Genomic DNA, 13,138 nt, shown 5'->3' with positions numbered 1-13,138 from the left:
ATGAGCCTCGCCGCGGCCCCCTCTCCTCCGGCGGCGGACGCCGTCATCCGCTCTCCCGGATACTGGAGCGGCGTCCTGCGCCGCCTGTCGCGCGACCCGGTCGCGATGGTGGCGCTGGCCGTGATCGTAGCGCTGGTGCTGATCGCGGTCTTCGCCCCCTATCTCGCGCCGGCGGACCCCTCCAAGGGCTCCATGCTAAGGCGGTTGAAGCCGATCGGCACGCCGGGCTACCCGCTCGGCGCTGACGAACTCGGCCGGGACATGCTGTCGCGCCTCATCCATGGCGGGCGCCTGTCGCTGCTGATGGGCGTTACGCCCGTCCCGGTCGCCTTCGTGATCGGATCCTTTCTCGGCATCGTGGCCGGCTTCGCGGGCGGGCTCACCAACACGCTGATCATGCGCACCGTCGACGTCTTCTACGCCTTTCCGTCGGTGCTCCTCGCCGTCGCCCTGTCGGGGGCGCTGGGCGCCGGCCTCACCAACGCGCTGGTGTCGCTGACGCTGGTCTTCGTGCCGCCCATCGCGCGCGTGGCGGAGAGCGTCACCACGCAGGTGCGCTCCCTGGACTACATCGACGCGGCCCGGGCATCAGGCGCCCATGCGTGGACGATCATCCGCGTGCATGTCCTCGGCAACGTGCTCGGCCCCATCTTCGTCTACGCCACGAGCCTCGTCTCCGTGTCCATGATCCTGGCCTCGGGCCTGTCTTTCCTGGGGCTCGGCGTTCGACCTCCGGAGCCCGAGTGGGGACTGATGCTGAACACCCTGCGGACGGCCATCTACAACCAGCCGCTCGTCGCGGCGCTGCCGGGCGGAATGATCTTCATCACCTCGATCGCCTTCAACATGGTCTCGGACGGCCTGCGCTCCGCCATGGACGTGAAATCATGAGCATGTCCGTCGACGGACCTGACGCCCGCGACCGCGGCGGGCCCGCCCAGCCGCTGCTCTCCGTCAACGGGCTGGTGAAGCACTTCCCGGTCAAGGGAAAAGGGCTGTTCGGACGCGGCGCGCTGGTCCGCGCCGTGGACGACGTCAGTTTCGACATTCTCAAGGGCGAGACGCTCGGCGTCGTCGGCGAGAGCGGCTGCGGAAAGTCCACCACGGCGCGCCTCCTGATGCAGCTGATCCGCCCCGATCGCGGCGAGATGATCTTCGATGGCGAGAAGGTGGGCGCCGATCTCGACCTGACGGCCTATCGCCGGCAGGTCCAGATGGTGTTTCAGGACAGCTACGCCTCCCTCAACCCGCGCCTGACCATCGAGGACTCGATCTCCTTCGGCCCGCGCGTGCATGGCGTGCCGGAGGACGCGGCGAGGCGACGCGCGCACGACCTGCTGGCGCGGGTCGGCCTCGAGCCGGTCCGCTTCGCCGGGCGCTATCCGCATGAACTCTCCGGCGGACAGAGGCAGCGCGTGAACATCGCCCGGGCGCTCGCCCTGGAGCCGCGGCTCGTGATCCTGGACGAGGCCGTGTCGGCCCTCGACAAGTCGGTCGAGGCGCAGGTGCTCAACCTGCTGCAGGACCTGAAGGCCGAGTTCGGCCTGACCTACGTCTTCATCTCGCACGACCTCAACGTCGTGCGCTTCATGGTCGACCGCGTCATGGTGATGTATCTGGGCAAGGTGGCCGAGATCGGGTCGGGCGACGCGGTCTTCAGCGCGCCCGCGCACCCGTATACGGCGGCCCTGCTCGCGTCCATGCCCAAGATGGACCCGGACGCCCGAACGCTGGAGGCGCCGCTGACCGGCGATCCGCCCAACCCGATCGACCCGCCGAGCGGCTGCCGCTTCCATACGCGCTGCGGCTTCGCCGAGCCTGTCTGCTCATCGACGCAGCCGCCCCTCGCGGCGATCGCGGACGCCCAGGCCGCCGCCTGCCTGATGGCGCTCCCCGGTTCGGGCCATAGCCGCGCGCCCTCTCGGGCGGGGGCGGCCGCATGAGCCACGCCGTCGAGATCGAGAACCTCACCGTCACCTTCCAGAGCGGGCGCGGCGACGTCCGGGCCGTGGACGGCGTTTCGCTCGCGCTGCCGCAGGGCCAGGTGATGGCGCTGCTGGGGGAGTCGGGCTCGGGCAAGAGCGTGACGCTTCGCTCGCTGTTGCGGCTCCACGCCCCGAAGCGGACGCGCGTCACCGGCGCGATCCGGGTTGCGGGCCGGGACGTGCTGGCCCTGTCGCGCGACGATCTCGCCGACTTTCGCGGCGGCACGGTCTCGATGATCTTCCAGGAGCCGATGCTGGCGCTGGATCCTGTCTACACCGTGGGCCAGCAAATCATCGAGGCGATCCGCCGGCACGAGGCGATCTCCGCGGCCGACGCTCGGGCGCGCGCGCTGTCGCTGTTCGAGCGCGTGCGGATCCCGTCCCCGGACAGGCGCCTCGACGCCTATCCGCATGAGATGTCCGGCGGCATGCGCCAGCGCGCCATGATCGCCCTCGCTTTGGCCTGCCGGCCCAGCGTCCTCCTGGCCGACGAACCCACGACGGCGCTCGACGCCACGGTGCAGATCCAAATCCTGCTTCTGCTGCGCGAGCTGCAGCGCGAGCTCGGCCTCAGCATCATTTTCGTCACGCACGACATCGGGGTGGCGGTCGAAATCGCCGACAGCATCTCGGTGATGTATGCGGGCCGCGTCGTCGAGAGCGGCTCGGTCAGGGACGTCATGCGCGCGCCGCGCCACCCCTATACGCGCGGCCTGCTTGCGTCCCGGGTGGAGCGGGCTGCCAAGGGCGACCGGCTCGACACCATCCCCGGCTCGCCGCCGGACCTGTCGGCGCTGCCGCCCGGCTGCGCCTTCGCGCCGCGCTGCGCTCTCGCGCTGCCGGACTGCCGGGCGGCGGCGCCGCCCCTGGCCGCGGTCGCCGCGGGGCATGCGGCCGCCTGCATCCGGTCGGGCGAACTCGTGTGAGGCCGGGGCGGCTGCGCATCGTCCTGGCGAATCCGAATTCCAGCGCGGCGACGACCGCGGCCATGGCGGCGATCGCGGCCGAGGCGGCCGGGGACGGCGTCGAGATCGTCGCTCTCACGGCGCCCCGGGGCCCGAACCTCATCACGACGGAGCGGGACCTCGCAGCCGCGGCCGCCGTGGTGGCGTCGATGCGGGACGCCATCGCGGCCCTGCGGCCGGACGCCGTGCTGGTCGCAGCCTTCGGCGACCCGGGTCGCGCCGCGCTGCAAGCGGCCCTGGCGCCCACGCCCGTGGTCGGGATCGGGGAGGCCGCCATGCTGGCCGCGTCGTCGCTCGGCCGCTACGCCATCGTGACGACCACGCCGGACCTGCTCGCCTCCATCGACTTCATGAACGCATCCGGGCCCTGGCCCGAGCGCTACGCCGGGACCGTGCTGACCCCGGGCGATCCCGCTTTGCTGATGAGCCGGCCGGACCAATTGCTCGAAGCGCTCGATCTCGCCTGCCGGGTGGCGGCGGATGGGAGCGTGCGTTCGATCATCATCGGCGGTGGACCGCTGGCGACCGCGGCGCGCGCCATCCGCGAGCGCGTGCCCGTGCCCATCGTCGAGCCCATCCCGGAAGCGGTGCGGCTCGCGATGCAGCGCGTCGAAGCCGGCCGGCCCGGCTAGCGCCGGCGCGCCGCGACGGCGTCTAGGATCACCTGCGCGGCGCGGCGGCTCGGCGCATCGCCGTCGGGAAGCGTCATCAGCGCGTCGAGCCGGCCGAACGCCGCCTGCTGGGCCCTTCGGGCGTTCGTATCGCCCAGAAGCGGCGCCAGCGCGTCGGCGAGCCGGTCCGGGGCGCTGTCGCGCTGCAGCAGCTCCGGGACGGCGTTGTCCTCCAGGATGAGGTTCGGCAACACGATCGAGGGCGCGTTGATGAGGTGCTTCAACTGCTCCTCGAGACGGGACACACGATACGCCACCACCATGGGCACGCCTGACAATGCGAGCTCCAGCGTCACGGTCCCGGAGGCCGCCAGGGCGGCCCGCGCGGTGCGGAACGCCTCGTATTTCGCCGTTTCGCCCAGCACGATCCGGGGCTGGACCGGCCAGGGCGCAACGGCCGCCCTGATGGTGTCCGCCAGATGGGAGACGGCAGGCAGGACCGCCTCGAAGGCGAGACCCCGCTGCGCCAGGAGGGCCAGGGCCTCCCCGAAAGGCTGCAGCAGCCGCGCGATTTCGGAGCGCCGGCTGCCCGGCAGGACAAGCAGGATCGGAGGCGACTGCGCCCGGCGGGCGGCCTCCGCGGGCGTAGGCCGCAATTCGTCCAGGCGCTCGATCAACGGATGGCCGACATAGGTGCAGTCCGGCCCGCCCAGGCGCCGATGCGCGTCGGGTTCGAAAGGCAGAAGGGCCAGCACATGGTCCACATAGGCCCGCATGGCGCGGGCGCGGCCGGGGCGCCACGCCCAGACGCTGGGGCTGACATAGTCGACGACGGGCAGCCCGGGCGCCTTGCGCCTGACCCGCTTGGCCACCGCATGGGTGAAATCCGGACTGTCGATGATGACCAGCACGTCGGGACGCGCGGCCAGCACGGCGTCCACCGTCGCATGCACGCGCCGGACGATCGTCGGCAGGCGGGCGATCACCGGCAAGATGCCCATCACGGCGATGTCGGCCAGCGGGAACAGGCTGTGCAGGCCCTCCGCCTCCATCGCCTCGCCGCCGACGCCGGAGAAAGCGACCCCGTCCGAGCCGAGCCGCTCCTTGAGGGCGCGCATGACCTTGAAGCCGAGCTGATCGCCCGAGTGCTCCCCCACCACCATGGCGACTTTCAGGGGCGGCGAATCGCTCATGTCCGTTCGCCCACCACGAACAGCCCGGCCTTGTCGGCGGCGCGGACGACACTCTCCCGATCCACGATGACGACGCCGCCCGCCGCCACGGCGACGCCCGATAACGCGGCCTTCCTGAGCCGGGCGATGGTGCGCGGCCCGATGGCCGGCATGTCGACGCGCAGATCCTGCTCCGGCTTCGGCCGCTTCACGAGCACGCCACCCTGGCCGTCGAGACGCACGCGCCTGGACCGCACCAGGCCGGCGACGCGATCCAGCATCGCGTCCGTGCCCTCCGGTCCTTCGACGGCGAGGACGCGGCCGCCGCTCACCACCACGCCCTGTCCGATGTCGAAGCGCCCCGTCGCGGCCAACAGCTCGAAGGCGAGCTCGATGTCGCGCCGATGGCCGCTTCCCGGGGCGGCGGCCGTGAGAACGCCCTGCGGCGCCAGCAGCGACGGGGCGATCTCCTGGGCGCCGACGACCCGAAAGCCTGCATCCTCCACCAGGGCGACGGCGCCGCGCAGGAGCCGGTCGTCGCCGCTGGAGAGCACGCGCGCCAGTTCCTCGCGGTTGCGGAAAGCCGAGTAGACCGAAGCGATGGCGGACGGCCCGGGCCGGGTGACGGAGCCGGCGAGCACGACGCAGTCGGGTCCGATCTCTTTCAGCAGCGAGAGCAGCCGGCGCGGATCCAGCATGTCGACGAGCGGCACACGCTCACCGTCGACGGATCTCGGCGAAAAGCCGCGCAGTCCGATCACCCGGACCGGCCTGCCCGCCTGCCGCGCCGCCCGGGCGACCTCGGCCGGGAAAGCGCCGCCTCCGGCCACGATCGCCACGGGCCGGTGCGGTTCGGCCACGGTCAGCCCTCGTGGGCGTCGCGCGGCGTACAGATGGACCGGCTTCCGCCCGCGCGGATGAAATCGAGGATTTCATGCACGACCCCGTGGTCCTCGAAGCTGTTGGCCACGTCCTCGACCCGCTCCTGCAACGTGCCTTCGTCGGCGAAGAGCAGGCGGTACGCCTTGCGGATGTCGTGGATGGTCTCGCGCGAGAAGCCGCGGCGTTTCAGCCCGACGATGTTCAGCCCCGCGAGATGCGCCCGATTTCCGAGTGCGATGCCGTAGGGGATGACGTCGTTCTCCACGCCCGATAGGCCGCCGATGAAGGCGTGAGCGCCGATGCGGCAATATTGGTGGACGGCCGCGCCGCCGCCGATGATGGCGAAGTCCTGCACCGTGCAGTGACCGGCCAGCATGACGTTGTTGGAGAAGATGACGTTGTCGCCGACCTTGCAGTCATGCGCGACGTGGGAGCCGGTGAGGAACACGCAACGGTCCCCCACGACGGTCTGCAGGCCGCCTCCCTCGGTGCCGGGATTCATGGTCACGCTCTCGCGGATCATGCAGTCCGATCCGATCGTCAGCGTGGACGGCTCGCCGTGATATTTGAGGTCCTGCGGCTGGTGGCCGATGGAGGCGAAGGGGAAGATGCGCGCCCGCGGGCCAATGGTGGTGCGGCCGGCCAGGACGACATGGCTGATGAGCTCCGAGCCGTCGCCCAGGCGCACCTGCGAGCCAACCATGCAGAACGGCCCGACCCGGACGTCGGCGCCCAATTCCGCGCCGGGCTCGATGATGGCGGTCGGATGAATGTGGGCCATGGCGGTCACTCGGTGACCAGCATGGCGCTAAGCTCGGCTTCGGCGACCACCTTGCCGGCCACCTTGGCCTCGCCGCGATACCACCACATGTTGGCGCGCTGGCGCAGCTTGGACATGTGGTACTCGACCACGTCGCCGGGCTCCACGGGCTTGCGGAACTTCACTTTGTCGATGGTCATGAAGTAGACGAGCTTCGGCCGCGACGCGCCCAGCTTGGCGCTGACGCACAGGGCGCCGGCTGTCTGCGCCATGCCCTCGATCAGCATGACGCCTGGCATCACCGGGCGGGTCGGGAAGTGACCGGCGAATTGCGGTTCGTTGATCGTGACGTTCTTGATGCCGATGCAGCTTTCGTCGCCGTTCATCTCGACGATCCGGTCGACGAGGAGGAACGGATAGCGATGCGGCAGCAGGTCCATGACACGCATGATGTCTGCGGACCCCAGAGTCGTCGTCTCCGTCTCGGTCATCGGCAAAGCCTCGTCGTCTTAATCGGCGGCGACGCTCGTCGCCTCCGCGGATCAGTCCCTGGGCTCGGCCGGAGGATCGACGGCCCCGCCTTTCGGCTTCGCAAGATTGCTGAGGACCGTCAACTCCCGGAACCACTGCCGGATCGGCTTGGCCGGCGTGCCGCCCCAGCGCGCGCCCGCAGGCACGTTCTCGGCGATGCTGCTGGAGCCTGCGATCTGGGCTCCCGTCCCGATATGGACGTGACCGACGACGCCGACCTGGCCGCCCAGCACGGCGAAGTCCCCCAGGGTCGTGCTGCCGGAGATGCCGACCTGCGCGACGATCACGCAGTGGCGGCCGATCACCACGTTGTGGCCGATCTGCACGAGATTATCGATCTTGGTGCCCTCGCCCACGACAGTGTCGCGGTTGGCCCCGCGGTCGATGGTCGTGTTGGCGCCGATCTCGACGTCGTTCTGGACGATCACGCGACCGATCTGCGGCACCTTGAGGTGCCCCTGCGGGCCCATGGCGAAGCCGAAACCATCCTGTCCGATCCGCACGCCGGCGTGGATGATCACGCGGTCGCCGATCAGGGCGTGCACAATGGAGGCGTTCGGGCCCACCGCGCCCTGGCGGCCGATCCGCACCTGCGGACCAATCACCACATTGGCGCCGATCACCGTTCCAGCCCCGATCTCGGCGCCGGGCCCGATCACGGCGCCTGGATCCACCGTGACGCCAGGCTCCAGCCGGGCTTCGGGGTGAACGAAGGCGCCGGGCGAAATCCCGCGGCCGCCGAAGGTGGAGCCGGGACGCATGGCCTCGGGAAACAGCTTCGCCGTGACCAGGGCGCAGGCCCGGTAGGGCTGCGGCGTCACCAGGGCGATGCAGCCGGACGGGACCTTGGCGGCGTATTTGGCGGCGACGAGGCAGGCGCGCGCGCGCGTCGACTCCAGGTCGCCGACATAGCGGGGATTGTCGAGGAAGACGAGGTCGCCGGGCGAAGCGCTGTCCAGCGGCGAGACGGCCTCGATCGTCAAGGAGCCGTCCGCATCGGCGGGAAGGACCGCGCCGGTCAAGGCCGCGATCTCGGTCAGCGTGATCGCGGTCGCGAGCCGGAAGAAGACGGGGTCTGTCATCACATCTCCGACGGGCGGACTCCGGACCACTGTGGTCCGGAGCCGTCCGTCATCAGAAGCTCGTGCCGCCTGAGAAGCGGAAGATCTGGGTTCTGTCGTCCTTGGCCTTCGAGATCGGATAGGCCAAGTCGAAGCGAATCGGGCCGAGCGGCGACTGCCAAAGCAAGCTGCCGCCCACCGACGAACGGATCTGGTGATCGTCGATCACGTTGATCGTGGTCGGATACCCGGCGACCGCGGTCGGCGGGATCAGGCCCGCGAAGTTGGTCTTGCCCTTGTAGCCGAACAGCGTGCCGGCGTCGGCAAAGACCGCGCCCTTGAAGCCCAGCTCGCGCGGCAGGCCGAAGATCGGGAACTGCACCTCGGCGGACCCGCCGAAATAGGTCGTGCCGCCGAGCGCGTTGTTCTTCGGGTCGGACGCGTCGCGCGGACCGATGCCCGACGGAGCGAAGCCGCGCACGAGGCTCGGGCCCAGGAAGAACTGGTCCGTGATGCGCAGGTCCTTGCCGAAGATGTTGCCGCCCTGGACCTTCAGCAGGCCGACGAAGTCGTCGGACAACTCGCGGTAGTAGCGAGCCTCGCCGGTGGTGCGAACCCAGCGCGAGTCGCCGCCGAGGCCGGCGAAGTCCTGCTTCACCTCGCCGTAGAAGCCCGAACGCGGGTTCTTGTTGTTGTCCAACGTGTTGTAGTTGACCGTGTATCCAACGGCCGAAGTCAGGTACGAACCGGCCGCCTCCTTGAGGGCCAGCGACGCCTCTCCATTCGCCAGGCAGTTGCCGGGATCGAGCGGGTTCAGCGAGTAAACCGGGTTGGTCAGGCCGGGAAGCGGATAGAAGCAGTCGTTGAACGGCTTGCTGTAGGTGTTCGGGATCTTGATCTTCTGCTGGTAGAGCGAATACCGGAACAGCAGGCTCGTTTCTTCGGTCAGCGGCAGGCCGAGGCGGATGGTGCCGCCCGTCATGCGGTTCTCGTAGTAGGAGTACCGGGTGTTGTCGCTCTGCTTGGCGAAGAGATCGAAGCCGACCGCCATGCGGCGATCAAGGAAGTAAGGCTCGGTGAACGAGAACTCCACGCCCTTGGCGTACTGCCCGTTCGACACCGACGCCTTCACATACTGGCCGCGGCCCAGGAAGTTCGTCTCGGTGACCGAGAGTTCGGCGATGAAGCCGTCCGAGGTGGAATAGCCGCCCGAGATGGCGAAGGCGCCCGTGGGCTGATCCTCGACATCCACGTTCACGATGACGCGGTCGGGGGTGGAGCCGGGCTCGTTGGAGATCCGGACCTTCTTGAAATAGCCGAGATTGTTCAGGCGGCGCTCCGCCTTGTCCATCAGCACCTTGTTGTAGGCGTCGCCCTCGCCCACGTCGAACTCGCGGCGGACCACGTAGTCGCGCGTGCGGGTGTTGCCGCGAATGTTGATGCGCTCGATATAGACGCGGGGACCTTCCTCGACGACGTAGCTGAGGTTGATCGTGGCCGTATTCGGGTCGCGGTCGCCGCGGGGACGAACCTGCGAAAAGGCGTAGCCGCGGCTCGCAACCTCGGTCGTGATCGACTGAAGGGTCTTCTCGACGTCCTCGGCGTTGTAGACGTCGCCGGCCGAGGAGCGGACCAGCCGGCGCAGGCGCTCGGGATCCACGTCGGCGATCTTGGATTCGACGCCCACGGCGCCGACCCGGTACTGCTGGCCCTCGTCCACCGTCACGGTGATGCGATAGCCGCCCGCGGCCTGGTCGAACTGGACGTCGGTCCCGACGACGCGGAAATCGGCGTAGCCATGCTTCAGATAGAAGCGGCGCACGAGTTCGAGGTCGGACTGGATCTTGTCGGGATCATAGACGTCGGAGGTCTTGAGCCAGGACAGGAAGTTGCTCTCCGTCGTGGTCATCTGGTCGCGCAGACGGCCCGATCCATAGGCGCGGTTGCCCACGAACTCGATCGCCTTCACGCCGGTCTTGTCACCCTCGTTGATGGTGTAGACGACGTCGACGCGGCCATTGTCCAGCGGGACGATGCGCGAGGACACAGAGGCGAGGCTGCGGCCGCCGCGGCTGTAGATTTCCTTCAGGCGCTGCACGTCCGCTTCGACGGTGGCCTGACTGAACGGCCCGCGGGCCTTGGTCTGGACTTCCTGGGTGAGAGCGTCGCTCTTGAGCTTCTTGTTGCCTTCGAAGACGACGCGGTTGACGACCTCGTTCTCACGGACGGCGACCACCGTCTGCGATCCGCGCCGGGACACGTTCACGCTGGAGAAAAGGCCCGTCTGCATCAGGTCCTGGCGGGCCTGGTCCGGAGACTGGCCATTCACATAGGACCGGATGGTCTCCGCATCGACGCGGCGATTGCCTTGAACCACGACGCTCTGCGCGAAGGCCGGAGCCCCCATCGCGACGACCAGGGCGATGCTCACCGCCGTCTGCTGGAGCGCGCGCGACCTGCGCCGCAATCCGCCAGTCTCGAAAGCCATCGAGTAACCCGCCCTTATTTCTTTTACCATTCCCGTCCGAACCCGCAGGGCCCGACCGAAATTCCCGAAGCTACCCGTCGCATCTACCAACTTTCGGCGGCGCTGCAAACGGTGAAAGCGCCGTTGCCGCCGAATCCAGGTTCGCGTGGCGATGATGACACTTAGCACATGGTTAATGAGCAACGGCCACGCCCTCGCGGGCGCGGCCGAGCCGATTTCGAGCATGGACGGAGGACGTCCCCGGGGCTGTCAGCCCCGCGATCCGACGAGGTGCAGCACGTCATTGAAGGTGGTGAAGAGCATCAGCATCACCACCAGCGCAAGGCCCACCCTGAAGCCGAATTCCTGCGTGCGTTCGCTGAGCGGACGGCCGCGAACCGCCTCGAAGGCGTAGAACATCAGGTGGCCGCCGTCCAGCAAGGGCACGGGCACCAGATTGATCAGGCCGATGGAGACGGAGAGAATCGCCGCCAGGTTGAGGAGCGCCACGATTCCCGCAGTCGCCACCTGGCCCGAGACCTGCGCGATGCGAATCGGCCCCGACAGCTGGTCGGTGCTCTCGGTTCCGGCGAACAGGCCGCCGATATAAGCGCCCGTGCGGTCCACGATGAACCACGTCTCGCTGACGCCGCCTTTCAGGGACGCCACGAAGCCCAGCTTCTCCACCTTCACGTCGGCCGGGTCGCGGGAGCCCTGGACGCCCAGGATGCCGAGCCGCTGCTTGCCGAAGGGCGTGGTGATCTCCTTCAACTCGGGCGTGGCCCGAACGGTCAGCTCCTTGCCGCCGCGCTCGACCACGATCGCCAGGGTCGAGCCGGGCGAGGTGGAGATCAGGCGCTGCATGTCGCCGAAGCTGTCGATCGGCTGTCCGTTGATGGACAGGACCAGGTCGTTGTCGACCAGGCCCGCGCGCTGGGCGGCGCTGCCCTCGACCACCTGGAAAATGCGCGGGACCACCACCTGGCGCCCGTAGGCGAGGTTCATGACCGTGAACACCACGATCGCCAGGATGAAGTTGGCGAGCGGGCCGGCCGCGACCACGGCCGCGCGCTTCCAGACCGGCTGATAGTGAAAGCTCACGGCCTTTTCGGCCGGCGTCATCTGGCGGAGGGCTGACCCGTCCGGGGTGCTCGCCGCGCCGGAATCGCCGAAGAACTTGACGTATCCGCCCAGCGGAATGGCGCACAGCTTCCAGCGCGTGCCGCGACCGTCGGTGTACCCCAGAAGCTCGGGGCCGAAACCGATCGAGAAAGCCTGGACCTTGATGCCGCACCAGCGGCCCACGATGAAGTGGCCGAACTCATGAATGAAAATGACGATGACGAGCACGAAAAGGAACGGAACGATATAGCCGCCCAGGGACCCGGCCCATCCGGTCAGCGCCTCAATCAGATTCATGGGATAACCTCGAGATGGTCTTCGCCCGAACACCGGGCCCGACGCGGATCACCGTGAATGTAAGCCGATCTGCGATCGGCGTCGCCGAATGGTGAATAGATGGTTAATACGTCGATTTCCAGGCTGTGGACATCACGGATGCGGTCGCCGCGCGCACTTCGGCGTCCAACGCCAGCGCCGCCTCGACGCTCTCGGTGACGCCCGATTCGCGAGCGTCGCCGAAGCGCTGCAGGATCGTTTCCGTGAGCGTCGCCATGTCGCCGAACCGGATCGCGCCCGCCAGGAACGCCTCCACGGCGATCTCGTTGGCGGCGTTCAGCACCGTCGGCGCTCCCGCCCCCGCCCGCAGCGCTTCGATCGCAAGCCTCAGGGCCGGAAACCGGACAAGGTCCGGCTTCTCGAAATCGAGCCGGGCGATGGCGGCGAGGTCGAGGCGGCGGGCGGACGTGCCCAGGCGATCCGGAAAGCCGAGGCAATGCGCGATCGGGACGCGCATGTCCGGGACGGCGAGCCCCGCCACCACGGCTCCGTCGCTGAACGACACCAGCCCGTGCACGATCGACTGGGGATGGACAACGACCCCGAGAGCCTCAGGCGCGACACTAAAAATATGATGGGCCTCAATCAGTTCCAGGCCTTTGTTCATCAACGACGCTGAGTCGATCGTGATCTTGGCGCCCATGGACCAGTTGGGATGGGCGAGCGCCTCCTCGCGCCGTGCGACGGCGATCCGTTCGGCCGGCCAGGTCCGGAACGGGCCGCCCGACGCGGTCACGATCATCTGCTCGATCTCGTCCGGCCGATGCCGTCCCAGCGCCTGGAAGATGGCGTTGTGCTCGGAATCCATGGGCAGCAGCGTGGCGCCGGCCTCCCGCGCGTCGCGCATGAAGGCGTAGCCGGCGCAGACCAGCGATTCCTTGTTGGCGAGCGCCACCGTGCGCCCGGCCTGGACCGCCGCGTGCGTGGGCCTGACGCCGGCCGCTCCGACAATGGCGGCGACGACGATGTCGGCCGGCCGCAGCGCGGCCTCCATCACGGCGCCCTCGCCGGCCGCGGCGGCCACGCCGCTCCCGGCCAGGGCCTCGCGCAACGCGGGCAGCGCGGCCTCGTCCGAAATCGCCGCGAAACGGGCGCCGAGCCGGATCGCCATGTCGGCCAGGGCCGCCGCGTCGCGGCCTCCCGCGACCGCCTCGACTTCGAATCGATCGCGGTTGGAGCACAGGATGTCGGCGGTCGAGCGACCGATCGATCCCGTGGCGCCCAGGATGCTGACCCGCGTCGCCAT

The 13,138-nt window shown here is 68.9% G+C and carries 12 protein-coding genes; 4 read left to right on the top strand and 8 right to left on the bottom strand.

Going from position 1 to position 13,138, the window contains the following annotated elements; genetic code table 11:
• The 4 genes from ABEG18_RS07900 (at position 1) to ABEG18_RS07885 (ending at position 3,582) form a co-directional block, all read left to right on the top strand.
• Positions 1-891 carry an ABC transporter permease gene (locus ABEG18_RS07900; protein ID WP_406858564.1) on the top strand — a complete coding sequence of 297 codons (891 nt, stop codon included), beginning with the start codon at positions 1-3 and terminating at the stop codon, positions 889-891.
• Positions 888-1,943: an ABC transporter ATP-binding protein gene (locus ABEG18_RS07895; RefSeq protein ID WP_406857525.1), complete on the top strand. Its 1,056-nt coding sequence runs from the start codon at positions 888-890 to the stop codon at positions 1,941-1,943. Before ABEG18_RS07900 ends, ABEG18_RS07895 begins: the two co-directional genes overlap by 4 nt.
• Positions 1,940-2,911, top strand: a complete 972-nt coding sequence (locus ABEG18_RS07890; RefSeq protein WP_406857524.1) for an ABC transporter ATP-binding protein — start codon at positions 1,940-1,942, stop codon at positions 2,909-2,911. Before ABEG18_RS07895 ends, ABEG18_RS07890 begins: the two co-directional genes overlap by 4 nt.
• 62 nt (positions 2,912-2,973) lie before the next feature.
• Positions 2,974-3,582: an aspartate/glutamate racemase family protein gene (locus ABEG18_RS07885; RefSeq protein ID WP_406857523.1), complete on the top strand. Its 609-nt coding sequence runs from the start codon at positions 2,974-2,976 to the stop codon at positions 3,580-3,582.
• Here ABEG18_RS07885 and lpxB read toward each other — a convergent pair.
• The 8 genes from lpxB to dxr form a co-directional block, all read right to left on the bottom strand.
• A complete protein-coding gene (lpxB, locus tag ABEG18_RS07880) occupies positions 3,579-4,754 on the bottom strand; it encodes a lipid-A-disaccharide synthase (RefSeq protein ID WP_406857522.1) in 1,176 nt (391 codons plus the stop codon). The two genes, ABEG18_RS07885 and lpxB, sit on opposite strands and share 4 nt — an antisense overlap.
• Positions 4,751-5,593: an LpxI family protein gene (locus ABEG18_RS07875; protein WP_406857521.1), complete on the bottom strand. Its 843-nt coding sequence runs from the start codon at positions 5,591-5,593 to the stop codon at positions 4,751-4,753. The genes lpxB and ABEG18_RS07875 overlap by 4 nt, the downstream gene beginning before the upstream one ends.
• 2 nt (positions 5,594-5,595) lie before the next feature.
• A complete protein-coding gene (gene lpxA, locus ABEG18_RS07870) occupies positions 5,596-6,405 on the bottom strand; it encodes an acyl-ACP--UDP-N-acetylglucosamine O-acyltransferase (RefSeq protein WP_406857520.1) in 810 nt (269 codons plus the stop codon).
• Positions 6,402-6,866, bottom strand: coding sequence for a 3-hydroxyacyl-ACP dehydratase FabZ (gene fabZ / locus ABEG18_RS07865; protein WP_406857519.1), 465 nt, complete (start codon positions 6,864-6,866; stop codon positions 6,402-6,404). Before fabZ ends, lpxA begins: the two co-directional genes overlap by 4 nt.
• Before the next feature lie 51 nt (positions 6,867-6,917).
• A complete protein-coding gene (gene lpxD, locus ABEG18_RS07860; RefSeq protein WP_406857518.1) occupies positions 6,918-7,988 on the bottom strand; it encodes a UDP-3-O-(3-hydroxymyristoyl)glucosamine N-acyltransferase in 1,071 nt (356 codons plus the stop codon).
• 52 nt (positions 7,989-8,040) lie between these two features.
• Positions 8,041-10,455: an outer membrane protein assembly factor BamA gene (gene bamA / locus ABEG18_RS07855; protein ID WP_406857517.1), complete on the bottom strand. Its 2,415-nt coding sequence runs from the start codon at positions 10,453-10,455 to the stop codon at positions 8,041-8,043.
• Between the two features lie 249 nt (positions 10,456-10,704).
• The gene (rseP, locus tag ABEG18_RS07850) at positions 10,705-11,853 is read right to left on the bottom strand and encodes an RIP metalloprotease RseP (protein WP_406857516.1); all 1,149 of its coding nucleotides are present in this window, start codon (positions 11,851-11,853) and stop codon (positions 10,705-10,707) included.
• Positions 11,854-11,956: 103 nt separating this feature from the next.
• On the bottom strand, positions 11,957-13,138 hold the full coding sequence (gene dxr, locus ABEG18_RS07845; RefSeq protein ID WP_406857515.1) for a 1-deoxy-D-xylulose-5-phosphate reductoisomerase: 1,182 nt from the start codon (positions 13,136-13,138) through the stop codon (positions 11,957-11,959).

Source organism: Alsobacter sp. KACC 23698 (genome assembly GCF_045348435.1).
Taxonomy (GTDB): domain Bacteria; phylum Pseudomonadota; class Alphaproteobacteria; order Rhizobiales; family Beijerinckiaceae; genus Alsobacter.
This window is presented reverse-complemented; position numbering and strand designations above follow the sequence as displayed.